At 75.6% G+C, this 24,559-nt stretch carries 13 protein-coding genes and 1 pseudogene; 7 read left to right on the top strand and 7 right to left on the bottom strand.

Features of this window, described 5'->3' with window-relative positions; genetic code table 11:
• Positions 1-19 precede the first annotated feature (19 nt).
• Complete coding sequence (locus EAO77_RS19140; protein ID WP_187283306.1) at positions 20-7,075, bottom strand: type I polyketide synthase; 7,056 nt, start codon at positions 7,073-7,075, stop codon at positions 20-22.
• Between the two features lie 280 nt (positions 7,076-7,355).
• Here EAO77_RS19140 and EAO77_RS19135 point away from each other — a divergent pair.
• Together EAO77_RS19135 and EAO77_RS19130 are read left to right on the top strand one after the other, a co-directional pair.
• Positions 7,356-8,333, top strand: a pseudogene (locus EAO77_RS19135) (SpoIIE family protein phosphatase); the annotation flags it as partial.
• A gap of 118 nt (positions 8,334-8,451) precedes the next feature.
• Positions 8,452-10,932, top strand: coding sequence for a SpoIIE family protein phosphatase (locus tag EAO77_RS19130; RefSeq protein ID WP_147989503.1), 2,481 nt, complete (start codon positions 8,452-8,454; stop codon positions 10,930-10,932).
• Between the two features lie 48 nt (positions 10,933-10,980).
• Here the strand turns inward: EAO77_RS19130 and EAO77_RS19125 are convergent, their stop codons facing one another.
• Positions 10,981-12,303 (bottom strand): serine/threonine-protein kinase, encoded by a 1,323-nt coding sequence (locus EAO77_RS19125; RefSeq protein ID WP_187283305.1) that lies wholly within the window; start codon positions 12,301-12,303, stop codon positions 10,981-10,983.
• Between the two features lie 426 nt (positions 12,304-12,729).
• Here EAO77_RS19125 and EAO77_RS19120 point away from each other — a divergent pair, with 426 nt between their 5' ends.
• Positions 12,730-12,963 (top strand): hypothetical protein, encoded by a 234-nt coding sequence (locus EAO77_RS19120; protein WP_147989502.1) that lies wholly within the window; start codon positions 12,730-12,732, stop codon positions 12,961-12,963.
• A gap of 121 nt (positions 12,964-13,084) precedes the next feature.
• Here the strand turns inward: EAO77_RS19120 and EAO77_RS19115 are convergent, their stop codons facing one another.
• Both EAO77_RS19115 and EAO77_RS19110 read right to left on the bottom strand, forming a co-directional pair.
• Complete coding sequence (locus tag EAO77_RS19115) at positions 13,085-13,648, bottom strand: hemerythrin domain-containing protein (protein WP_147989501.1); 564 nt, start codon at positions 13,646-13,648, stop codon at positions 13,085-13,087.
• A 195-nt stretch (positions 13,649-13,843) separates the two neighbouring features.
• Positions 13,844-14,638: a VOC family protein gene (locus EAO77_RS19110; protein ID WP_147989500.1), complete on the bottom strand. Its 795-nt coding sequence runs from the start codon at positions 14,636-14,638 to the stop codon at positions 13,844-13,846.
• Positions 14,639-14,864: 226 nt separating this feature from the next.
• On the opposite strand from EAO77_RS19110, the gene EAO77_RS19105 reads away from it, so the two are divergent.
• Positions 14,865-15,455 (top strand): RBBP9/YdeN family alpha/beta hydrolase, encoded by a 591-nt coding sequence (locus EAO77_RS19105; protein WP_147989499.1) that lies wholly within the window; start codon positions 14,865-14,867, stop codon positions 15,453-15,455.
• A gap of 144 nt (positions 15,456-15,599) precedes the next feature.
• Here the strand turns inward: EAO77_RS19105 and EAO77_RS19100 are convergent, their stop codons facing one another.
• The 3 genes from EAO77_RS19100 to EAO77_RS19090 form a co-directional block, all read right to left on the bottom strand.
• Positions 15,600-16,367 carry an SDR family NAD(P)-dependent oxidoreductase gene (locus EAO77_RS19100; protein WP_147989498.1) on the bottom strand — a complete coding sequence of 256 codons (768 nt, stop codon included), beginning with the start codon at positions 16,365-16,367 and terminating at the stop codon, positions 15,600-15,602.
• A 179-nt stretch (positions 16,368-16,546) separates the two neighbouring features.
• On the bottom strand, positions 16,547-18,058 hold the full coding sequence (locus EAO77_RS19095) for an MFS transporter (RefSeq protein WP_261994022.1): 1,512 nt from the start codon (positions 18,056-18,058) through the stop codon (positions 16,547-16,549).
• A 167-nt stretch (positions 18,059-18,225) separates the two neighbouring features.
• Complete coding sequence (locus tag EAO77_RS19090; protein WP_147989497.1) at positions 18,226-19,152, bottom strand: PfkB family carbohydrate kinase; 927 nt, start codon at positions 19,150-19,152, stop codon at positions 18,226-18,228.
• Between the two features lie 279 nt (positions 19,153-19,431).
• Between EAO77_RS19090 and EAO77_RS19085 the strand changes: the two genes are divergently transcribed.
• The 3 genes from EAO77_RS19085 (at position 19,432) to EAO77_RS19075 (ending at position 24,469) form a co-directional block, all read left to right on the top strand.
• Positions 19,432-20,280 (top strand): class I SAM-dependent methyltransferase, encoded by an 849-nt coding sequence (locus EAO77_RS19085; RefSeq protein ID WP_147989496.1) that lies wholly within the window; start codon positions 19,432-19,434, stop codon positions 20,278-20,280.
• Positions 20,281-20,559: 279 nt separating this feature from the next.
• The gene (locus tag EAO77_RS19080; protein ID WP_147989495.1) at positions 20,560-23,934 is read left to right on the top strand and encodes a pyruvate carboxylase; all 3,375 of its coding nucleotides are present in this window, start codon (positions 20,560-20,562) and stop codon (positions 23,932-23,934) included.
• Between the two features lie 169 nt (positions 23,935-24,103).
• The gene (locus EAO77_RS19075) at positions 24,104-24,469 is read left to right on the top strand and encodes a transglycosylase family protein (protein ID WP_147989494.1); all 366 of its coding nucleotides are present in this window, start codon (positions 24,104-24,106) and stop codon (positions 24,467-24,469) included.
• Positions 24,470-24,559 lie beyond the last annotated feature (90 nt).

The raw sequence follows: 24,559 nt of genomic DNA, 5'->3' as shown, positions 1-24,559 counted from the left end.
ACCCGGGGGCACGGGCTGCTCATTCGGAGATCGCCCGCTGCACGAGTGCCTCGATGTCCAGTTCGTCGATCTCGTCGATCTCGTCCGCCTGGCCGGTCCCGTCCGGGCCGGCGGTCCCGGCCCCGCCGTCGGGCGGGCCGGCGGCCCCGTCCGCGTCCTGCGCGGACTCCGGCTCGGGGAACAGCAGTTCGCGCAGGCGTTCGGCCAGCGCTGCGGGGGTCGGGTAGTTGTAGATCACCGTCGCCGGGACGTGCACACCGGTGTCCTGCTTCACCTGGTTGCGGAACTCGACACCGCTGAGGGAGTCGAACCCGATCTCCTGGAAGGACATGTCGGCGTCGATGTCGTCGGCGGACGGGTAGCCGAGCACCGTGGCCGCCGTCTCCAGCAGGAGTGCCACCAGTTCCTCGCGCTGCTCCTCCGGTTCGAGGGCGGCCAGCCGCCGCGCCATCGGGGACAGACCGTCCTCCTCCTCCGCCGCGGCGGAGGCGGCGGCGGCCGGGGGCCCGGCGGGCACGGCGGCCCGGACGGGCCGGACCAGCGTGCGCAGCAGGGCGGGCACGGTGTCCTGCCACAGGGACGACCGGTCGATCTCCAGCGGCAGCTGGAGCGTCTCGTCCGCGGCGAGTGCGGCGTCGAACAGGGCGGTGCCCTTCTCCGCGGCGAGCGGCGCCATGCCGTGGCGGCGGAAGCGCGCCAGGTCGGCCTGGCCGAGCGTGCTCGCCATGCCGATCTCCCACGGGCCCCAGGCCAGCGAGAGTCCGGGCAGGCCCGCGGCGGTGCGGTGCTCGGCCAGCGCGTCCAGGAAGACGTTGGCGGCCGCGTAGTTGGCCTGGCCGGCGTTGCCGATCACTCCGACGACCGACGAGTACAGCACGAAGGCCGACAGGTCCATGTGCTCGGTCAGCTCGTGCAGATGCCAGGCGGCGTCGGCCTTGGGCGCGAACACCCGGTCGATGCGCTCCCCGGTCAGCGACTCGACGGTCGTGTCGTCCAGCACGCCGGCCATGTGGACGACCGCGGTGAGCGGCGCGTCCTGCGGGACGAGCGCCAGCTGACGGGCCAGCGCGTCCCGGTCGGAGACGTCGCAGGCCGCGTGCGTGACCTCGGCGCCGAGCGCGGTGAGTTCGGCGGCGGGGCCGGCCGCGCCGGAGCGGCTGAGCAGCAGCAGCCTGCGCACCCCGTGCTCGGTGACCAGGTGCCGGGCGAGCAGGGCCCCCAGTCCTCCGGTGGCGCCGGTGAGCAGTACCGTGCCGTCCGGGTCGAAGGCCGTGCGCGGGGCGGACGGGGCGGGCACCGGGATCAGCCCCGGGGCGTAGGCACGGCCGTGACGGAGGGCGAGTTCGGGTACGCGGACGTCCAGGGTCCGAAGGGCGCGCAGCGACTCCTCGCTGCCGTCGGTGTCGACGAGGACGAACTGGCCGGCGTGCTCGCCCTGGGCGGAGCGCACCAGGCCCCACACCGGGGCGAGGGCCAGGTCCGGTGTCTCGCCGGGCAGGACGGAGACCGCGTTCCTGGTCACCAGGACCAGGGGCCGGTCGTGGTGGTCCGCCAGGCGCCGCTGGACCAGTGCGAGCGCCTCGCGGGCGCTCGCCCGTGCCGCCTCGGGGGCGTCGCCCGGGCCCGCGTCGAGGTGCACGACGTCGGCGGGCCCGTCGCCCTCGGCGGCCCGGTGCTCACCGGCGTCCACCGGCGACCAGCGCACCGTGAACAGGGAGTCGGCGGCGGAACCGCCGGCCAGCCGGCCGGCCGACGCGGGCATCAGGGCCAGCGACTCGACGGTCAGGACCGGGGTGCCGTCGGCGGCGGTGACCGCCACCGAGACCTCGGCGGCCCCGATCCGGGCGACGCGGACCCGCAGCAGACCCCTGCCGGGCGCGTGGCAGGAGACGTGCGACCAGGCGTACGGCAGCATCGCCCGGTCCGCGTCGTCCGACGTCACCAGCGTGAGCACGGGGTGCAGCGCGGCGTCCAGCAGGGCCGGGTGGACGGCGAACCCGTCCGTGGCGTGCGGGACGTGGTCGGGCAGCAGGACCTCCGCGAACATCTCGTCCCCGAGGCGCCACAGCGAGCGCAGCCCCTGGAAGGCGGGACCGTAGCCGTAGCCGCGGCCGGCCAGTTCCGGGTAGAGCGCGGGGAGGTCGACCGGGACGGCGTCCCGCGGCGGCCACTGTTCCGCGGCGGCGGGCGGTGCGACGGGACGCGGGACGGCGTGTCCGGCGGCGTGCCGGGTCCACGCGCCGGCGGGGGCGGACTCCGGCCGGGAGTACACCTCGACGGGGCGCCGCCCGCCCTTCTCGGTGGCGCCGACGACGACCTGGAACCGGACGGCGCCGTCGGCGAACGTCAGCGGCGCGTGCAGGGTCAGCTCCTCGACCGTGGGGCAGCCGGCGGCCCCGGCGGCGTGCAGTGCGGTCTCGACCAGGGCGGCGCCGGGGAAGACGGTGGTGCCGAAGATCGCGTGGTCGGCGAGCCAGGAATCGGCGGCCGGGTCGATCCGTCCGCTGAACACCGTCTGATCGCCGGCGGCGAGTTCGGTCAGGGCGGAGAGGAAGGGGTGGGCGACCGGGTCCAGTCCGGCGCCCGCGACGTCGCTCCCGGGCTCGGCCTGCCGTGCCCAGTAGCGCTGGTGGTCGAAGGCGTAGGTGGGCAGGGCGGCGGGGGCGGCGGTCACGCCGACGGCCTCCAGGTAGGCCCGCCAGTCGACCGGGACACCTGCGACGTGCAGACGGGCCAGGGCCTCGGCCGCCGAACGGGACTCCGGACGGCCCTTGCGGACCAGGGGGACCGCCGTCGCACCGGTGTCGGCGAGGGTGTCGCCCGCCATCGCGGACAGCACGCCGTCCGGGCCGACCTCGACCAGCGCGCCGGCGCCGGCCTTGACGGCGGCGACGACGCCGTCGGCGAAGCGCACGGCCTCGCGGACGTGCCGCACCCAGTACTCGGGGTTCTCCAGCTCCCCCGGCTCGGCGACGGCGCCGGTCACGTCCGACACGACCGCGATGCGTGCCGGGGCGTAGGCGACCGACTCGGCGACCTGCCGGAACTCCTCCAGCATGGGGTCCATCAGGGGCGAGTGGAAGGCGTGCGAGACCCTCAGCCGGCTCGTCTTGCGTCCCTCGGCCGCGAGGGACGCCGCGATCTCCTCGACGACGTCCTCGTCGCCGGAGACCACCACGGCGGCCGGGCCGTTCACGGCGGCGACGGAGGCGGCGTGCTCGTGTCCGGCCAGTGCGGCCCGGACCTCGTCCTCGCCGGCCTGCACGGCCACCATGGCCCCGCCGGGCGGCAGCGCGCCCATCAGCCGCCCGCGCGCGGCGACCAGCCGTGCGGCGTCGTCCAGGGAGAACACCCCGGCGACATGGGCGGCGGCGAGTTCGCCGATGGAGTGGCCGACGAGCACCGAGGGCTCCACGCCGAGGGAGGTCAGCAGCCGGTAGGCGGCCACCTCGAAGGCGAAGAGCGCGGGCTGCGTCGTCGCGGTGCCGTCGAGCAGGGCGGCGGACGCCGAACCGGGCTCGGCCGCGACCACGTCGTCGATCCGGTGTTCCAGCAGGGGGTCGAGCGCGTCGCAGACCTCGCGCCAGGCGGCGGCGAACACCGGGAAGGCGGCGCTCAGTTCGCGTCCCATGCCCAGGCGCTGGCTGCCCTGCCCGGAGAAGAGCACGCCGACACCGGGTGCGACCGGGGCATGGCCGGTCACCACGGCGGCGTCCCTGCGCCCGTCGGCGAGCGCCTCCAGCCCGGCGAGGAGGTCCTGGCCGTCCGCGCCGACGACCACCGCGCGGTGGTCGAAGGCGGTGCGGCCCGTGGCCAGCGCCACGGCGACCCCGGCGGCGCGGGATGCCGCCTCGGGGCCGGCCGCCGTCGCCGCGGGGGCGGTCGCCTCGGGGGCCGGCGCGGAAGCGGAGGCCTCGGCCTCGGGGGTGGTGCCGGGGGCCTCGGACGCGGTGGCGCCGGTGCCGGCGTCGAGCGCGGTCCCGGCGTGGATGGCGTCGGTGCCGGCGTCGAGCGCGGTCCCGGCGTGGGTGGCGTCGGTGCCGGGGGCCGTCAGGGTTGCGGCCAGCTTGCGGGCCTGCGCGGCGAGGGCCTTGGCGCTGTGGGCCGAGACCGGCCACACCAGGGCGCCGCGGGGCGGGGCCGCGTCGGGCGCGGCGGGCTCCGGGAGGTCGCCCTGCTCGATGATCACATGCGCGTTGGTGCCGCTGATGCCGAAGGACGAGACGCCCGCGCGGCGGGGGCGGTCCGGCCGGGACGGCCAGTCGCGCCGCTCGTCCAGCAGCCGTACGGCGCCCGACGACCAGTCGACCCGGCGCGAGGGCTGCTCGGCGTGCAGCGTCCTCGGGAGCACGTTCTCGCGCATCGCCATGATCATCTTGATCATGCCGGCGACACCGGCTGCCGCCTGGGTGTGCCCGATGTTGGACTTGAGCGACCCCAGCCACAGCGGGTCCTCGCGGTCCTGCCCGTAGACGGAGAGCAGTGCCTGGGCCTCGATCGGGTCGCCGAGGCCGGTGCCGGTGCCGTGCGCCTCGACCGCGTCCACCGCGTCCGGGGAGAGACCGGCGGCGGCGAGGGCCTGCTGGATGACGCGTTCCTGGGAGGGGCCGTTGGGCGCGGTGAGGCCGTTGCTGCCGCCGTCCTGGTTGATCGCGCTGCCGCGCAGCACGGCGAGGACGCGGCGGCCGTTGCGGCGCGCGTCCGACAGCCGCTCCAGCACCAGCACGCCGACACCCTCCGACCAGCCGGTGCCGTCGGCCTCGTCGGAGAACGCCTTGCACCGGCCGTCCGACGCGAGGCCGCCCTGCCGGGCGAACTCGGTGAACATGCCGGGGGTGGACATCACGGTCACACCGCCCGCGAGGGCGAGGGAGCTGTCCCCCGACCGCAGCGACTGGGCGGCCAGATGCACGGCGACCAGCGAGGAGGAGCAGGCCGTGTCGACGGTGACCGCGGGCCCCTCCAGGCCGAGGGAGTACGCGATGCGTCCGGACACCACGCTGCCGGACCCGCCGGTGAGCGCGTGCCCGGCGAGGTTCTCCGGGACGTCCTGGAGACGGGGCAGGTAGTCCTGGGCCATGGCGCCCATGAACACGGCGGTGCCGGTGCGGCGGAGGGCGGCCGGATCCTGGCCCGCGTGCTCCAGCGCCTCCCAGACCGCCTCCAGGGCGAGCCGCTGCTGCGGGTCCATGGCGAGGGCCTCGCGCGGGCTGATGCGGAAGAAGCCCGCGTCGAAGTCGGCCGCGCCGTCGAGGAATCCGCCGGCGGGGAGGAAACCGGCGTCCGCGTCGGTGCGCCAGCCCCGGTCCTCGGGGAAGCCGGTGATCGCGTCGACGCCGTCGGCGACCAGCCGCCACAGGTCCTCGGGGGTGGTCACCCCGCCCGGCAGCCGGCAGCTCATGCCCACGATCGCGATCGGCTCGTCGTCGGCCGGTGCGGGCGCCGTCTGCTCCCGGGCCGCCGTGCCGTCCGCGGGGCCGAGGAGCCGCTCGCCGAGATGCCGCACGACGGCGGCGGGTGTCGGGTGGTCGTAGGCCAGCGAGGCGGGCATCTCCAGGCCGGTCGCCGCGTTGAGCCGGTCGCGGAGCTGGACCACGGTCACCGAGTCGAAGCCCAGCTCCTTGAAGGTGCTGTCCGCGCCGATCCGTTCGGCGTCGGAGTGGCCGAGCACCACCGCCGCCTCGCCGCGGACCAGCGTCCACAGGTCCCGCTCGGTCGTGCCGGACACGGGAGCGGACGACCGCGCGGCGGCCGGGGCGGCGGACGCCGGGACGGGCGCGCCGGCCGGCACCGGGGCCGTCCCCGCACCGGCCGTGCCGACCCAGTGGGTCTCGCGCTGGAAGGCGTACGCGGGCAGCGCCACGCGCCGGGCGCCAGGGAAGTGGCCCCGCCAGTCCACGTCGACGCCCCGGCTGTGGAGCTCGGCCATGGACAGCATCAGTCGCCGGGCCTCGTCCTCGTCACGGCGCAGCGTGGGCTGCACGATCGCCGACCCGACCGTGGCCGCGATGTGCATGGTCAGCACCGGATGCGGGCTGACCTCGACGAACACGCCGTACCCGTCGGCGGTCAGCGCCTGGACGGTGTCGGCGAAGCGCACCGGCTCGCGCAGGTTGCGGTACCAGTACTCGGCGTCGAGGGCCGAGGGGTCGACCCGGCCCGCGACCACGGTGGAGTAGAAGGCGACACCGGTGTCCCGCGTCGCCGCGCCGGCGACGCCGGCGAGGACCTCGTCGCGGATCGACTCGACGTGCTCGCAGTGGGAGGCGTAGTCGACGGGGACGATCCGGGCGCGGATGTCCCTGGCACGGCAGTCCTCGACGGCCGCGCGGACCCCGTCGGGGTCGCCGGATATCACCACGGTGCCGGGCGAGTTGACCGCTCCGACCGCGACCCCGGGCCGGTCCACCTGGTCGGCGGGCAGATCGAGGACGGCCATCAGACCGCGGCCCGACAGCTTCTCGGTGATGACCCGGGCACGGGAGACGATCAGGCGCACGCCGTCGGCCAGCGAGAGGATCCCGGCTGCGGTCGCCGCGGCGATCTCGCCCTGCGAGTGGCCGATGACGGCGTCGGGCGCCACGCCCGCCGCCCGCCAGACCTCGGCCAGCGAGACCATGACCGCGAACAGGGCGGGCTGCACGACGTCCATCCGCCGCAGCGCGGCCTCGTCGCCGAGCACCTCGCGCAGCGAGAAGCCGCCGTACTCGCGCAGCAGGTGCTCGCACTCGTCCATGCGGGCGGCGAAGACGTCGTTCGTCTCCCACAGGCCCTGTGCCATGCCGACCCAGTGCGCGCCCTGGCCGGAGAACACCCAGACCACGCGGCCGCCCTCGGCGGCGGTGCCGGTGACGACCCGGGCCGACGGCGTGCCGTCGGCCAGCGCGGCGAGACCGTCGAGCAGTTCGTCGCGGTCGGCGGCCAGGACGACGCCGCGGTTCTTCAGGGACGACCTGGTGGTGAAGGCCGAGTGGCCGACGTCCACGGGGCGCAGCGCGGCGTCGTCCCGCACCCGTGCGTGCAGCCGGCGGGCCTGGGCCCGCAGGGCCCGCGGGCTGCGCGCGGACACGGTCACGGGGACCGTGGGGGCGGGCGGCGCGGGTGCGTCGGGGGCGGCGGCGCGAGCCACACCGTGCCGGCGGCCGCCCGCACGTCCGCCGGGGGCGAGGGCTCCGCGGTGCGGCCCCTCTCGCCGGACGCCGACGGCGGGAACCCGGCGCCCACGGCGCCGGCTACCACCGCACCCACGGGCGGCGAACGCCCCCTGGAGCAGGTCCCCGGCACGGCCGCCGCCCCCGACGCACCCGCGCCGCCCGTGGGTGCCCGGCGCCCGGGTCGCCCTGGTCGTCGGCGACGTCGCCGGCGCCCGGGTCGCCCTGGTCGTCGGCGACGTCGTCGGCCACGGCGTCCAGGCGTCGGCGACCATGGGCCGGCTGCGCACCGCCGTGCGCACCCTGGCCGACGTGGACCTGGCGCCCGACGAACTGCTCACCCAGCTCGACGACCTGGTGATCAAACTGGACCGGGAGGAGTCGGTCGACCCGGGCGGCTGGTCGTCCGTCGCCGGCGCGACCTGTCTGTACGCCGTCTACGACCCGGTCTCCGGCCGCTGCTCGATGGCGCGCGCGGGGCACCCCGAGCCGGTCCTCGTCCGCCCGGACGGCACGGCCTCCCACATCACCCTGCCGAGCGGCCCGCCGCTCGGCGTGGGGGGCCTGCCCTTCGAGGCGGTGGAGTTCGAGGTGCCGGAGCGCAGCATCCTGGCCCTCTACACGGACGGCCTGATCGAGACCCCGGGCCGGGACATCGACGCGGCCCTCGCCGTGCTGCGGGAGACCCTCGCCCGTCCGTCCGGTTCGCTGGAGGACACCTGCGACGCCGTGATGGCGGCCCTGCTCCCCGAGCGTCCGGACGACGACATCGCGCTGCTGCTCGCCCGCGCCGGACGCCTCGACTCGGTGCACCACGCGTCCTGGGAGCTGCCCGCCGACCCGTCCGTCGTCGCGCAGGCCCGCAAGCACGTCGCCGCGCAGCTGGTGCAGTGGGGACTGGACGACGCCGTGTTCACCACGGAGCTGGTGGTCAGCGAACTCGTCACCAACGCCATCCGCTACGGCGGCGCCCCCATCCGGCTGCGCCTCATCCGCGACTCCGCCCTGATCTGCGAGGTGTCCGACGGCAGCAGCACCGCCCCCCACCTGCGCCGCGCACGGATCTTCGACGAGGGCGGCCGCGGACTGCTCCTGGTCGCCAGTCTCACCGAGTGCTGGGGCACCCGGTACGGCCCCACGGGCAAGACGATCTGGGCGGAACAGGCCCTTCCGGGCACCTGACCGGCCCGCCCCCCGGCCCTCGCGACGAGCCCCGCGCACCCCCGCGACCTGCGGCAGGGGCCGGGTGCGCCACGGCCCGGCTTGTGCGGGGCGGCCCGGCGGGCGGATTCTTGAGGGGATGAACCGTGCCGTGCCGGCCGCCGTGAACCCGTGGGCGCCGGCGAAGACGAGGCGGACCGCGTGGACAGCGCCGGACGGCGCCGACCTGCGCGGCCCGTTCGACATCGCCGTGGCGGCCACGGCGGTCCTCGCCGCGCCCGATGTCGTGATCGGCTGGAGCCCGGCCGCGGAGGCGCTCCTCGGCCACCGGGCCGAGGACGTCACCGGGCGCCCCGCCGGCACCTTCCTGGAGGCTCCCGCGGACGCCGCCGACGCCGCGGGCGGCCCGGACGCCGGTGTCACCCGGTTCGCCCGCCATGCCGACGGCCGGCGGATCCCCGTCGTCGTCCTGGAGTGCCCCCTGACCGGCGGCGGCCGGGCGACCAGGATCCTGGTCATGGAGGAGGCGCAGCGCGCGCGGGAGGCCCGGTCGCGGCAGGCGATGCTGCACGGGCTGGCCACCCAGTCCCCGCTCGGGCTGGCGATCTACGACACCGACCTCCGGCTGACCTGGGCCAACGCCGCCCACGACCACGAGGTCGGACGCCCCCTCGCCGAGTACCGGGGCAGACCCGCCGAACAGCTGTACCCCGACGGTGTCTTCCGGACGGTGGGCGGGCCGCGCACCCTCAACGAGGTCATGCGCCGGGTCATCGACTCCGGGGAGGCCTTCCTCGACCTGCACTTCCTCGCCAAACTGCCCAGCGACCCCCGGCGCGACCACCTGTGGTCCTGCTCCTACTACCGCCTCCAGGACGACGACGGCACCGTCCTCGGCGTCTGCGAGGACGCCTTCGACATCACCGACCGGCACGAGGCGCAGAACAGGCTCGCCCTGCTCGCCGAGGCCGGCCGGCGGATCGGCGTCACCCTGGACGTCCCCGCCACCGCGCAGGCCATCGCGGACGTCGCCGTGCCGGACTTCGCCGACTCGGTCACGGTCGACGTGGTGCGCGCCGCCGTCGAGGGCGGCGAGCCCCTCCACGGCCCCTCGGCGGCCCAGGACCTGATCCGCGTCGCCGCCCGCTCCGAGAGGTCCGCGGAGCACCCCGGACCGGGGGCGGGGAAACGCGCCGGGCACGGGCAGGCCGTGGTGTACCCCGACGGCTCGCCGCAGCTGCGCAGCCTCTCCTCCGGCGGCCGGGTCCTCGACGACACCACCCTCGTGGTGCCCCTGCGCAGCGGTGGCACCACGATGGGCCTCGTCAGCTACCGCCGCGCCGCCGGCCCCCGGACCTTCGACGGCGACGAGGTCGCGCTCGCCGACGAACTGACCGCCCGCGCCGCCCTGGGCATCGACAACGCCCGCCGCTACACCGGGGAGCGCACCGCCGCGCTCACCCTCCAGCGGGAGCTGCTGCCCCAGTACCTCCCGCCCCAGTCGGCGGTCGACGTCGCCCACCGGTACCTTCCCGCGGACGACCTCACCGGAGTGGGCGGCGACTGGTTCGACGTCATCCCGCTCTCCGGTGCCCGGGTCGGGCTCGTCGTCGGCGACGTCGTCGGGCACGGACTCGCCGCGGCGGCCACCATGGGACGGCTGCGCACGACCGTGGAGGCCCTCGCGACGCTCGACATGGCGCCCGACGAGCTGCTGACCCGCCTCGACGACCTGGTCGGCCGCACCCCCGACACCCATCCGCAACCCGTGCCGCCCGGCGGGGCCGCCGCGGGGACGGGCGGGGCCGCCGGGCCCCACCCCGAGGTCACCACGGGCGCTACCTGCCTCTACGCCGTCTACGACCCGGTCTCGCGGCACTGCACCATGGCACGGGCCGGCCATCTGCCGCCCGCGATCGTGCACCCCGACGGCAGCCGCACCTTCCCGGAACTGCCCCCGGGGCCGCCGCTGGGGCTCGGGGGACTGCCGTTCGAGGCGATGGAGTTCGACCTCCCGGTCGGCAGTCTGCTGGCCCTGTTCACGGACGGGCTGGTCGAGTCCCGTTCCCGCGACATCGATCAGGGCCTCGACACCCTCGGCTGCGTGCTCGGCGGCCGGGCGACGGCGGACCTGGAGGAACTCTGCGACCGCGCGGTGGCCGAACTGCGGCCCCCGGGCACCACCCCGGACGACACCGCGCTGCTGCTGGTCCGCACGAAGGCGCTGGACGCGGAACGGGTCGCCGCATGGGACCTGCCCGCCGAACCGGCCTCCGCGGGCCGGGCCCGCGAACTCGTCACCGGCCGGCTCGACGCCTGGGGTCTGCCCGATCTCGCGTTCAGCTGCGAACTCGTCGTCAGCGAACTCGTCACCAATGCCGTGCGGTACGCGGAGGGCCCCCTCCAACTGCGCCTGATTCGCGACCGCACGCTGCTGTGCGAGGTCGCCGACGCGGGCCACACCTCGCCGCACCTTCGGCACAGCACCGTCGACGACGAGGGCGGACGCGGGCTGTTCATCGTCGCCCAGTTGGTGAACCGGTGGGGCACCCGCTACACGCCGTCCGGAAAAACCATCTGGACGGAGCAGGCGTTCCCCCCGGGGACGTCCGCGGCCTGAGGCCCCGGCCGGACGGCGCGCGAGGGCGGCGGTCGGCCCGACGGGACGTCAGTCGTCCTCGTCGTCGTCCTTGTTCCGTTCCTTGTGCCCGTCCTTGTGCGCGCCGCCGTCGTCCCGCGTCCCGCCGTCGTCCGTGACGCCCTGCGCGGGGGCGTCCGTGGCGCCCGTGCCGGGCGGCGCCGACTGCGCATCCTGCGGGGGAGTGGCCCCGGCCCCGCCTCCGGGCTCCTGCGCCGCCCCCGACGGGGCGGGATCGGTCAGCGGCGTGCCCGCGGCGGTCTCGTCGGGGGAGAAGAGCGCCATGCCGATGAGCACGGCCGCGGTGAACGCCACGGCCCCCGCCACGGCGGTCGCCACACGCGGGCGGCGCCGGAAGGCGGCGCGCACGTCCGGCCGCGAGCCGCCCGGCGAGCGGTGCCCGCGGCCGGGGGGCCGGGAGCCCGGCAGCATGTACGTGGTCGCCGGCCCCGCCCCGGCACCGGGCGGAACGGGCGCCGCCGGCGGAGCGGCGGGCGCCGCCGCCGCGGGCCGGGGGGCCGGCATCGGGCGGGAGCGGCCCTGCCAGGCGTCGGACGCGAAATAGGCGGCGACCTCGTCGGCGCCCGGCCGGTCCTCCGGCTGCTTCGCGAGCATGCCGAGCAGGAAGTTCTGGAACGCGGGGGAGAGCCCGGAGCCCCGCTCGGCCGGCGGCACGGGGACCGCGTCGATGTGCTGATAGAGGGTGGCGGTCGGGGTGTCCGCACGGAACGGCGGCTGCCCGGTCAGCAGTTGGTAGAGCACACAGCCGAGCGCGTACACGTCCGACGCGGGCTCCGCCGTCCGCCCGAGCGCGCGTTCCGGGGCGAGATACAGACTGGTGCCGACGATCTGACCGGTGGTGGTGAGCGCGGCCGACGGGTCGTTCACGAAACGGGCGATGCCGAAGTCGGCGATCTTCACGGTGCCTTCGGAGTCCGACAGCAGGTTCCCCGGCTTGATGTCCCGGTGGACGATGCCCTGCCGGTGCGCCGAGGCCAGGCCGGCCGCCGTGTGCGCCGCGACGGCGGCGACGCGCTCGGGGCCGAGCATGCGGCCCCCGGCGGCGTCGAGTTCCTCGGCCAGGCTCCGGCCGGGGATCAGCTCCATCACCAGGTAGAAGCGGCCGTCCCAGGTGCCGAAGTCGAACACCGCGACCACATGCGGGTGGTTGAGCCGGGCGGCGGTCTGCGCCTCCAGCCGGAACCGGGCCGCGGCCTGCGCGTCGGCATGCTCCCCGAGCAGCAGCTTGAGGGCGACGGGCCGGCCGAGCACCTCGTCCGCGGCCTGCCAGACCTCGCCCATGCCGCCCTGCCCGATGCGTCTGTCCAGTCGGTAACGACCGGCAACGAGCACCTGTTGCACCACACCTCACCCCGGTTCCACGCACGAGCCGCCCGCCGGTTGTGCGGACTCGGTGCGGGAGCCGCCGCCGGCCGTGCCGGGTGCGGGACACCGGCACGTGCGAGCCGGGCCGCCGCGCCGGACCGGCACAAGCGCGATCACCGCCAGTCGTGTGCCGGTGATCCACGCGAGTCTAACCGACCGTCACGACAGGTCAGGAGCCGGTCACAGCCCCTGCCGGGGCGCGTGGTGCGGGGCCCGCACGGTACCCGGGGAGCGGTCGCCGGGCCCGCTCGGGCGGCGCCGCCCCGCCCACCGGATCGGGCGGCCGGTCCTGCCGCACCGGCGTGCCACCGCGCGCCGCGCCGCCCGTCCGGAGATCATTCCCGCAGCGTCGAGGACCCGACTCGGCCGCACCGAGGACCACGAGGAGGCAACGTGTCCGGATTCCTGGACCGCGCGAAGGAACAGGCCCAGTCGGCACTGAACCAGGGCAAGCAGAAGGTGGACGAGGTCCAGCAGCAGCGGGCCGGCAACGACCTGCTGAAGAGGCTGGGGGCGGCCTACTACGCGGAACGCCGCGGCACCGGGACGCCCGAGGGGACCCAGGCGGCGCTGACCGCGCTGGAGAGCCACATCACGGCCCACGGCGACGGCTTCCTGCGCGGCTGAGCCCGCCGCCCCCACGACGCTCACGTCCCCCGCGGCGGCCCGCCGCGGGGGCTTCGGCGCGCCGGGGCGCGCAGCGGGGTACGTATCCGCGCCGCCCCGGGCGGCGAGGCGGGCCGGGCCGTCACCTGCGGGCGCCGCCGCGGCCGGCGAGCATGTCGCGGACGCGGTCGACCATGCCGGCTCCCGGGGCGAGCGGGCCGGACGCCTCGCCCGCCGGGGCCGACGGGTGCGGGTGCACCGGCGCCTTCGCCCTGGCCGCGCGGACGCGTTCGCCGAGCTCCTCCAGGATGCGCGCCGGGCACGACTCCACCACCAGCGGGAACAGCCGCTTCTCCTCGTCGGAGACGTGCGTGGTCACCGAGGTCCGCACCATGCCCATCAGCGTCTCGAAGCGGCTGTCCTCGGCGGGGCAGTCCTCCAGGTCCTTCAGCATCCGCTCGACCTCGGCATGGTCGGCCAGCTCCTTGTCCGCCATGTCGTCGCCGTCGTCCACGAAACGGCGGACAGCCGGGTAGAAGTGCTCCTCCTCGGCCACCGAGTGCCGGACCAGTTCCCTGGTGAGCTCGTCGGCGAGGCCGCGCAGCGCGGGATCGCCGGGGGCGAGGCCCGCGATCCGCTCGAAGAGATCCTCGACCGCGCGGTGATCGGCGGTCAGCTCGTCGATGACATTGCCACCCTGGCCCATGGAAGCTCCTTCTGTGTCTCACGACCTCACGGGCGCGGAAGCGCGCCCGGTGCATGACTCCCACCGCCGTGCCACCGGTTCACCTCGCGCGCCGGGTGCCACCCGAACAGGGCCGCCTTTCGGACGAAGCAGGGACGCAGCAGCGGCGAAGCAGGGAGGAACACCGGCGGCGCGCCGGCCGCCGCACGGCACCGCTCAGGCGAAGGAGGGCATCTCGCCCTCGGTCGTCGTGACGTCGATGACGGCGAACGCCGCGCCCTGCGGGTCGACGACCGCCGCGAACCGCCCGAACGGGCTGTTCATCGGCCCGAAGGCCAGCTGTCCGCCCATCTCCTGAGCCATGGCCACGGCACGGTCGCAGTCCGGCACGGCGAAGTACACCTGGATGTACGAAGGGACCTCGGGCGGGAAGTCCCCGGCCGCCATCGCCATACGCCCGAGGGCCGGCCGGTCCCCGTCGAAGCCGTAGACGGCGAAGTCCATCTGCTCGTCCGCCATCGTCTGCACCCCGTAGCCGAACACCGCGGGGAAGAAGGCGTCCGACGCGGCCGGCTCGCGGGTGAAGACCTCGGCCCAGCAGTAGGCGCCGGGCTCGTCCGTCGCCTCGAACCCCTTGTGGCGGCCGGCCTGCCACACGCCGAAGGTGACACCGCCGGGGTCCTGCGCCAGACACATCGTGCCGAAGTCACCGACCCGCATCGGCTCCATGAGCACGGTGCCGCCGTGCCGCCGGATGCGCTCGGCCGCCGCGGAGGCGTCGGGCGACGCCAGGTACAGGCACCACTGGGCCATGCCGTCCTGCCCCGGCATGGGCGGTACGACGGCGGCCACGGCCTTCCCGCCGGCGTACGCCTGGGTGTAGTGGCCGTACTCCGGGGCCGACTCGCCGAACGTCCAGCCGAGGACGCCCGCGTAGAACGTCTTCGCGGCCTCGACGTCCGCGAACATCGCGTCCGCCCAGACCGGCGTGCCCTCGCGCGCTTCCGCCATGGTGTGTCTCTCCTCCGTGCCGTCGGTACCGCGCCCGGGCCGCCCGCGCGGCGGGTGCGCGCCGGGACCGGGCGCCGGGAAGCGGTGGTCTCCCCATGGTTCGGCGGCGGGCGGCCGGCCCTTGAGGCGGGTCAGTCGCCTGGCCGATCCCCTCTTCCCGGAGGGCGCGTGTCCACGGGGCGGACACGTGTTCGCGCCGGTGACAGCGGTTTGTAGAGTGCGCCCCATGGGGATGCGCAGCTTTCTGATCCTCCACGGCGTGGAGAACCGGCGGCCCGCCGAGCACTGGCAGCACGATCTGGCGCAGCGTCTGCGCGGGCGCGGCGAGCACGTGCTCTACCCCCAGCTGCCCGACCCGGACCGCCCCTCGCTCGCGGCGTGGACCGCCGCCGTCGAGGAGGGGCTCGCGGCGATGCGCGGGGAGCGGATCGTGATCTGCCACAGCCTCGCCTGCGTCACCTGGCTCCATCTCGCGGCGCGTGCGCGGGGCGCGACACTCGCCGACCGGCTGCTGCTGGTCGCCCCGCCGGGGCCCGGTGCCTTCTCCTGGGACGTGATCGCCCCGTTCACACCGGCCCCCCTCGACCTGGACGCCCTCTCCCTCGCCGCCGGGACAGCCCGGCTGGTCTGCTCCGACGACGACCCGTACTGCCCCGAGGGCGCCGACAAGGCCTACGGCCTGCCCCTCGGCTGCGACACCGACGTGCTGCCCGGGACGGGGCATCTGGCGATCCCCGACGGCTACGGGCCCTGGCCGTCCGTCCTCGACTGGTGCCTCGACGGGGCGACCCGGCTCACCGCCCGCACCGCTGCCTGAGAAGCCGGCGTCCGCCGGAGGAGCCGTCCCGCCCGGAGCCGTCCCGCCCGGAGCCGTCCCGCCCGGAGGCGTCCCGCCCGGAGGCGGTCCGACCGAGCGTCCGTCCACCGCGGAGCCCCGGCCCGGAACACCTCGCCGGGCACATCAGGTGCGCAGGTGGGACGCGCCGTTCAGGTCGAGCACCGTCCCCGACGCCCATTCGGCCGCCGGGGACGCCAGCCACAGCACGGCGTCCGCGATCTCTCCGGCCGTGCCCACCCTGCCGAACGGGCTCTGGGCCGCGATGGCCTCGCCCTCGGCGCCCCGCAGCCGGTGGGCCACCCGTTCGGTGGCGAAGAAGCCGGGGGCGACGGACGCCACCCCGATCCCGTGGGGGGCGAGGGAGACGGCGAGCGACTGGCCCAGCGCGTGCAGCGCCGCCTTGGTCGCCCCGTACGCCGGATGGTCGGGCTCGCCGCGGAACGCCCCGCGCGAACCGATGTTGACGATCCGCCCGCCGGTGCCCGCCTCGATCATGCCCCGGGCCGCCAGATGACTGAGGCAGGCGGCGGCCAGCACGTTCACCGACAGGTGCCGCTGCCAGGTCTCGGCCCAGACGTCGTACGGGGTATGGGCGAGCGGGTGCCGCTCGTTGACCGCCGCGTTGTTCACGAGGACGTCGATGCCGCCCAGCCCCGCCGTCGCCAGCGCGGCCACCGCGGCGGCGCCCGCCGGGTCCGAGAGGTCCCCGCCGGCGAGGACGTGCCCGTCGCCCGGCAGCGACCGGAGGGTGGCGCGCGCCTCCTCCTCACGGCTCCCGAAGTGGACGGCGACCCGGTCGCCGTTCGCGGCGAACACGTGGGCCAGGGCCCTGCCGAGACCTCGTGCGGCACCGGTGACCAGGACGCGGCGACCAGTGGGAGGCAGGTTCATGACGCGGGGACCTTTCGCTGGGCGGCGGCCCGGGCGGCCGCCGGCGGGGCGGCACCGCACGTGTCCGCCGGCGGGAGGGTGCGGCGCCCGGCACCCCGCGAGGATGTCACGGCCCGCCCCGCACCCGCCGGGGAGGGCGGGGGCGCCGGATCCCCGCTCTCCCCGGCGCCGCCGGGGGATCAGGCGCGCCGGGAGGAGGTGCCCGGCCTCTCCGTCCGCCGGGAGGCGTCGCGGCCGGGCCGCCGGCCGCCGAGGACGTCCGTGAGGGCGATGACCAGCGCCGCGACGACGAAGGCCACCGAGACGATCAGCCCGGCGTCGTAGGCGTCGGCCCACCGGTCGGGCCCGAGGTGCGCGAAGAACACCGCGCCGACCGCGGCGATCCCGATCGCCGAGCCGACCCGCTGCGACGTCTGGAGCGTCCCGCCCGCACTGCCCGCCCGGCCCACGGGCACCTCCGCCAGGGTGAGCGTCTGGTTCGGCGAGATCACCAGCCCGCTGCCGAGACCGGCGACGAGCAGGGGCGCGGCCATGGCCCAGCCCACCGCCTTCCCGGGGACGAAGTGGACGGCGAGTGCCGTGCCCGCGAGACCGACGGCGACCAGGGCCAGCCCGGTGGCGATCATCGGCCGCCCGAAGCGGCCGACCAGCCGCCCGCCCACGGTCGACGACACACCCGACGCCACGGCGAACGGGGTGAGCGCCGCACCCGCGAGCAGGGCGCTGAAGCCGAGGCCGTTCTGGAGGTACAGCGTGCTGATGAAGAAGATGGACGTGAACCCGGCGAAGTAGAACGTGATCAGCAGGCATCCCAGCCAGTAGCCGCGCACCCGGAACAGCGTCAGGTCGATCACCGGCTCCTCGCCCCGGTGCGCCCAGCGGCGCTCCCAGCGGGCGAAGGCCCCGAGCAGGACTCCCGCCACGAGCAGCAGCAGCCACTTGCGGGATCCTGGCCACTGCTGGGCCTGGACGAACGGCAGCAGCAGGGCCAGCAGGCCGGCTCCGAGGAGGACCACCCCCACCGGGTCGAGGCGGCGCAGGGTCAGCCGCCCCGCCGACGGGGTGTCCGGCAGCAGCCGTGCGGCGAGCACCAGACAGACCGCCCCGAGCGGGAGGTTGACGTAGAAGACCCAGCGCCAGCCGTGCTCGGCCCCGGCGAACTGGATGAGGAGTCCGCCGAGCAGCGGCCCGACGGCCGTGGAGACGGCCACCACGGTGCCGAACATGCCGAAGGCGCGCCCGCGTTCGGCCCCGGTGAACATCTGCTGGATCAGCGCCGAGATCTGCGGTGTCACCAGACCGCCGGCGAACCCCTGGGCCACCCGGGCGACGACCAGCCAGGTCCCGGACTGTGCCGCTCCGCAGGCCGCCGAGGCGAGCGTGAACAGCACCAGCCCCACCATGAACACCGCCCGGCGGCCCCGCGCGTCGCCCAGCCGCCCGGCGGGCACGAGGACCAGGCCGAAGGCCAGCGCGTAGCCGGACAGCACCCACTGGAGCACCGACTCCGAGGCGTCGAGACCCTCGCGGATGGACGGCAGCGCGACATTGACGATCGACACGTCCAGCAGGGTCATGAAACCGGCGATCAGGCACACCGCGAGTGCCTTCCAGCGCTGGTCGCGCCCCGGGGTGCCGTCCCCCGCCGTCGTTCCTGCCCCGTTCGCCGAGGGCCCGCTGGGGGACGTCACGCCTGCCACCTTTCGCCGATCGGCCGCCGCCACCGGTCCGAACCCGTCCGTACCGGCCGGAACCGCGCATGCGCCACTGTGGCAGCTTCCCGCTCCGGGGCCGGGCAACCGGTCGTCCCGTCCTGCGGCGCGTCGTCCCGGGCCGGCGGGCGCCGGATCCGGTCCGGTCAGCCGGCCGGCCGGACGGCGGGGACCCGCGCCGCGCCGCGCAGCAGGTCGTCCCGGCCGATGCACTGCGCGCGCGTCGCCGGAACCGTGCAGGCGTACGCCCCGGCGACGGCGCCGTAGCGCGCGCACAGGGACAGCGGCTCGCCCGCCAGCAGGCCGAAGAGGAAGGCGGCGGCGAAGGCGTCCCCGGCACCGTTGGAGTCGACCACGGGCGCGTGCGGTGCGACGGCGGGGACGTGGGTCAGCACCCCGCCGGCGAGCAGACGGGCGCCCTGTGCCCCCGCCGTCGCGACGACGGCACGTGCCCTGCCGTGCTCCGCGATCCGGCGCATCGTCGCCTCGGGGTCGCTCAGCGCCGTCGTGGACAGGAAGACGACGTCGGCGTCGAAGGCGAACGCCTCGTGATAGGCGTCGGTGCCGTCCCAGTCGTGCAGGTCGGTGGAGACCATGGCCCCGGACTCCCGCAGCAGGGGGAGGGCGGACGCCCACGGCTGGGTGATGGAGACGTGGACGTGCCGGCTCGCCCCGGCGAGCGTCCGGACCGTCGCCTCCGGCACCCGGCCGTCCGCGTCCGCGCGGGTGCCGTCGTACAGCGACAGCCGGCGGCCGTCGGGCCCGACCAGGTTCACCGCGCGCTTGGTGCCCGCCGCGACGGGGACCTCGGTCAGGGCGATGCCGTGCTCCCGGTGGAACGCCCGGACCAGTTCGCCCGGCCCGTCGTCGCCGACCATGTCCAGGTGGTGGGTCCGCAGCCCCAGCGAGCTCAGGCCGAGGGCGACGAAGTCGCCGGTCTGGCCGGCGCGGGTCTCGATTCCGGAGCCGATCATGTAGCTGTCCGCGTAGGGGAGCGGCAGCTGCGGGACGTAGACGATCGTGTCGACCCCCGCGCCGCCCAGGACGAGGACGTCGTGCTCTTCGCTGCTCACCGCTGTTCCTCCCCGACGGCTTCGCGGGGGCGGCGTCCGGCCGCCCCGCGTGACGGTGAGTCAAGCAGGGCCCCACCCCGCTGGCAAGATCGTGCAGATTCTTTCCGCAAGACTTTGCGCGATCCGCGGTGTCCTGCCCGTGTCGCCGGCGGGTGCGGGCGCGTTGGCCCCTGGGGAGTGACGTCGGCGTGCCGTGGCCGGTGGGGCGTCCGGCGGCTCTCTAGGGTCGTTTTCTGGAGAAATGTTCCAGAAGGACAGTCCAGTGAAGCAGGGTGAGCCGTGGGTACCGTCGTCAACCGTCAGCAGGCCGAGGCATGGAACGACTGGGAGGGCGTGCACTGGGCCGAGCATCCGGAGCGCTACGACGGGATGATGGGCTCGTTCAACGCCCCCCTGTTCGAGGCGGCGGGCATCCGCCCCGCCGACCGGGTCCTCGACATCGGCTGCGGCACCGGCCAGACCACCCGGCTCGCGGCACGGCACGCCCCGCGCGGGCACGTCGTCGGCATCGACATCTCCGCCCCGATGCTGGAACGCGCCCGCCGCGACGCCGCGTCCGAGGGGCTCGGCAACGTCACCTTCGAACAGGGCGACGCCCAGGTGCACCCCTTCCCCGGGGACGGCTACGACGTCCTCATCAGCCGGGGCGGGGTGATGTTCTTCGGGGACCTCGTGGCGGCCTTCACCCACCTGGGCGGCGCCCTCGTGCCCGGTGGCCGCCTCGCCTTCCTCGGTCCCCAGCCCGGCGGCCCGGACAGTGCCTGGAGCAGGGCGACCGCCGCCCTCGGCCCCTTCATGCGCGAGGCGTCACCCGCCGCCCGGGGCATGGGCTCGCTGCTGGAGCCCGTGCGCATCCGCGAGATCCTGACGCAGGCCGGGTTCGCGGACATCGGGATCGCGCCGTGCTCCGGCCCCATGACCCTCGGCGCCGACGCCGACGACGCCGCCGCCTTCGTCTTCGCGATGGGGCCGACGCGCCACAACCTGCGCGACGTGGACGCGGACACCGTCGCCCGGGTGCGCGCGGAGGTGCGCGAGGCGCTCCGGGAGTTCGAGACCCCGGACGGCGTCCACGTCCCCGGTGCCGTCTGGATCGTCACGGCGACCCGCCCCCGGCGGGACGCCTGACCCTCCGCCGCGACCGCGCACGGGCGTCAGCCGCCCGGGGCCCCGCCTCACCCGTCCCGGGCCCTTCACACCTGCCCGTCGGCGTGCTCATGGTCACATACAGGCCGCGGCGGGGAACCTCTACTCTGCCAGCACCGGAACCGGGGCCGCTCCGCGGACCGGGACGGCGCCGGCGACATCGGTGGTCACGGACCGGCCGCCGTGCCCGGGCGGCGTGCCGTCGCCGCAGCGCGCCGCCCCCGCGGCGCGGTCGCAGAGGGCAGACAGAAGGGATCGCGCATGTTCCGCAAGGTACTCGTCGCCAACCGCGGGGAGATCGCCATCCGCGCGTTCCGCGCCGGCTTTGAGCTGGGCGCGCGGACGGTCGCCGTGTTCCCGCACGAGGACCGCAACTCCCTGCACCGGCTGAAGGCCGACGAGGCCTACGAGATCGGCGAACCCGGCCACCCGGTCCGGGCCTACCTCTCGGTGGAGCAGATCGTGGACGCCGCCCGCCGGGCGGGCGCGGACGCGGTCTACCCGGGCTACGGCTTCCTGTCCGAGAACCCGGACCTGGCCCGCGCCTGCGAGCGCGCGGGCATCACCTTCGTCGGCCCGGACGCCGAGACGCTCGAACTCACCGGCAACAAGGCGCGCGCCGTGGCAGCCGCCCGGGCCGCGGGCGTGCCCGTGCTCGGCTCGTCCCAGCCCTCGACCGACGTCGACGAGCTCGTCCGGGCCGCCGACGACCTCGGCTTCCCGGTCTTCGTCAAGGCCGTCGCCGGCGGCGGCGGACGCGGCATGCGGCGCGTGGAGGACGCGTCGGCGCTCCGCGAGTCGATCGAGGCGGCCGCGCGCGAGGCCGAGTCCGCGTTCGGCGACCCCACCGTCTTCCTGGAGAAGGCCGTGGTCGAACCCCGCCACATCGAGGTGCAGATCCTCGCCGACGGCGAGGGCAACGTCATCCACCTCTTCGAGCGCGACTGCTCGCTGCAGCGCCGTCACCAGAAGGTGATCGAACTCGCCCCCGCCCCCAACCTCGACCCGGAGCTGCGGGAGCGGATCTGCGCCGACGCGGTCAACTTCGCCCGCGAGATCGGCTACCGCAACGCCGGCACCGTGGAGTTCCTGCTCGACCGGTCGGGCCGGCACGTGTTCATCGAGATGAACCCCCGCATCCAGGTGGAGCACACGGTCACCGAGGAGGTCACCGACGTCGACCTCGTCCAGGCCCAGATGCGCATCGCGGCCGGGGAGACCCTTGCCGACCTCGGACTGACCCAGGACTCGATCCAGCTGCGCGGCGCCGCTCTCCAGTGCCGGATCACCACCGAGGACCCGGCCAACGGCTTCCGCCCGGACACCGGCATGATCAGCGCCTACCGCTCGCCCGGCGGCTCCGGCATCCGGCTCGACGGCGGAACCGCCCACGCCGGCACCGAGATCAGCGCGCACTTCGACTCGATGCTGGTCAAGCTGACCTGCCGGGGCCGGGACTTCACGTCCGCGGTGGGCCGCGCCCGGCGGGCGGTCGCCGAGTTCCGCATCCGCGGCGTGTCCACCAACATCCCCTTCCTGCAGGCGGTGCTCGACGACCCCGACTTCCAGGCCGGCGACATCACCACCTCCTTCATCGAGCAGCGCCCCCACCTGCTGACCTCGCGGCACTCCGCCGACCGCGGCTCGAAGCTGCTCACCTACCTCGCCGACGTCACCGTCAACAAGCCGCACGGGGAGCGCCCCCGGCTCATCGACGCGACGACGAAGCTGCCGGCCCTGCCGGCGGGCGAGCCTCCCGCCGGCTCCCGCCAGAAGCTCACCGAGCTCGGTCCCGAGGGCTTCGCCGGGTGGCTGCGCGCGTCGCCCACGATCGGCGTCACCGACACCACCTTCCGCGATGCCCACCAGTCGCTGCTGGCCACCCGGGTGCGCACCCGGGACCTCCTCGCCGTGGCGCCGGTGGTGGCCCGCACCACCCCCCAGCTGCTGTCCCTGGAATGCTGGGGCGGCGCCACCTACGACGTCGCCCTGCGCTTCCTCGCCGAGGACCCCTGGGAGCGCCTCGCCCGGCTGCGCGAGGCGGTGCCCAACATCTGCCTCCAGATGCTGCTGCGCGGCCGCAACACCGTGGGCTACACGCCCTACCCGACCGAGGTGACGTCCGCCTTCGTCGAGGAGGCCACCGCCACCGGCATCGACATCTTCCGCATCTTCGACGCCCTCAACGACGTGGGCCAGATGCGCCCCGCCATCGACGCGGTGCGCGAGACCGGGTCGGCCGTCGCCGAAGTGGCGCTCTGCTACACGTCCGACCTCTCCGATCCCGCGGAGACGCTGTACACCCTCGACTACTACCTGCGCCTCGCCGAGGAGATCGTCGCCGCCGGCGCCCATGTGCTGGCCGTCAAGGACATGGCGGGACTGCTGCGCGCGCCCGCCGCCGCGAAGCTGGTCTCCGCGCTGCGCAGGGAGTTCGACCTGCCGGTGCACATCCACACCCACGACACCGCAGGCGGCCAGCTGGCCACCTACCTCGCCGCGATCCAGGCGGGCGCGGACGCCGTCGACGGCGCGGTGGCGTCCATGGCCGGCACCACCTCGCAGCCGTCGCTCTCGGCGATCGTCGCCGCCACCGACCACTCCGACCGGCCGACCGGGCTCGACCTCCAGGCCGTCGGCGACCTGGAGCCGTACTGGGAGGCCGTGCGCCGCGTCTACGCGCCCTTCGAGGCGGGCCTCGCGTCCCCGACCGGACGGGTCTACCACCACGAGATCCCGGGCGGCCAGCTCTCCAACCTGCGCACCCAGGCCGTCGCCCTCGGGCTCGGCGACCGCTTCGAGGACATCGAGGCGATGTACGCGGCCGCCGACCGGATCCTCGGCCGGCTGGTGAAGGTGACCCCCTCGTCGAAGGTGGTCGGCGACCTCGCGCTGCACCTGGTGGGCGCGGGCGTGTCGCCGAAGGACTTCGAGGCGGATCCCGGCACCTTCGACCTGCCCGACTCGGTCATCGGCTTCCTGCACGGCGAGCTCGGCAGCCCGCCCGGCGGCTGGCCCGAGCCGTTCCGCACCAGGGCCCTCAAGGGCCGGCCGGGCCCCAAGCCCGTCCAGGAGCTGTCCGCCGCCGACCGCGGAGGGCTGGAGAAGGACCGGCGCGCGACGCTGAACCGGCTGCTGTTCCCCGGCCCGGCCAAGGAGTTCGGCACGCACCGTCAGGCGTTCGGCGACACCAGCGTGCTCGACAGCAGGGACTTCTTCTACGGTCTGCGCCCGGGCAAGGAGTACACCGTCGACCTGGAACCGGGCGTGCGGCTGCTCATCGAGCTGGAGGCCATCGGCGAGGCGGACGAGCGGGGCATGCGCACCGTGATGTCCACGCTCAACGGCCAGCTGCGCCCCATCCAGGTGCGGGACAGGGCGGCCGCGTCCGACGTCCCGGCGACCGAGAAGGCCGACCGGGGCAACCCCGGCCACGTCGCGGCCCCGTTCGCGGGGGTGGTGACCCTCGCGGTCGCGGAGGGCGACACCGTCGAGGCCGGCGCCACGGTGGCCACCATCGAGGCGATGAAGATGGAGGCCTCGATCACCGCCCCCGGCGGCGGCACGGTGCGCCGCCTCGCCATCAACCCGATCCAGCAGGTGGAGGGCGGCGACCTCCTGGTCGAACTCGGCTGACCTGCCGGGGCGCCGTCCGGCGGGCGGCGCCCCCGGCCGCATGCAGGACGCGGCGGGGGGAGGGGCCTCCCCGATGGGCGCAACAGCACGTGCCGTGGCGGGAACCCGACCCTAGGGTCGGGGGCACCGCCCGGTCCCGGGCGGGAACCGTTGCAGGGAAAGGCATCTGATGTTCCGTCAGCAGTCCCTCGTCCGGCCCTCCGTCCGCCGGGCCCGCCTCCTCGGTCCCCTCGCCGCCGTCGCACTCGCCCTGGCCGGGGCCGCCGGTGGCGCCCCCGCGCACGCCGCGGCCCCCCGCGCCGCCGCCACGGACTGGGACGCCATCGCCGCGTGCGAGTCCGGCGGCGACTGGCGCGCCAACACCGGCAACGGGCATTACGGCGGGCTCCAGTTCACCCAGTCGAGCTGGGTCGCCGCCGGCGGGCGCCGGTACGCGCCCCGGGCGGACCTCGCCACCCGGTCGGAGCAGATCGCGACGGCCAGGAGACTCGCGGCCATCCAGGGCATGGGCGCCTGGTCCTGCGCCCGTCGCTGACCCCGCAGGTGCCCGGCCGTCCCCGTCGGGGCGTGTCCGCAGGGGCCCGGGCGGGTCTGTCCGGGTGGGCCCCTGCACGGGCGGCTCCGG

The sequence above is a fragment of the Streptomyces sp. T39 genome (assembly GCF_008042045.1).
Taxonomy (GTDB): domain Bacteria; phylum Actinomycetota; class Actinomycetes; order Streptomycetales; family Streptomycetaceae; genus Streptomyces.
This window is presented reverse-complemented; position numbering and strand designations above follow the sequence as displayed.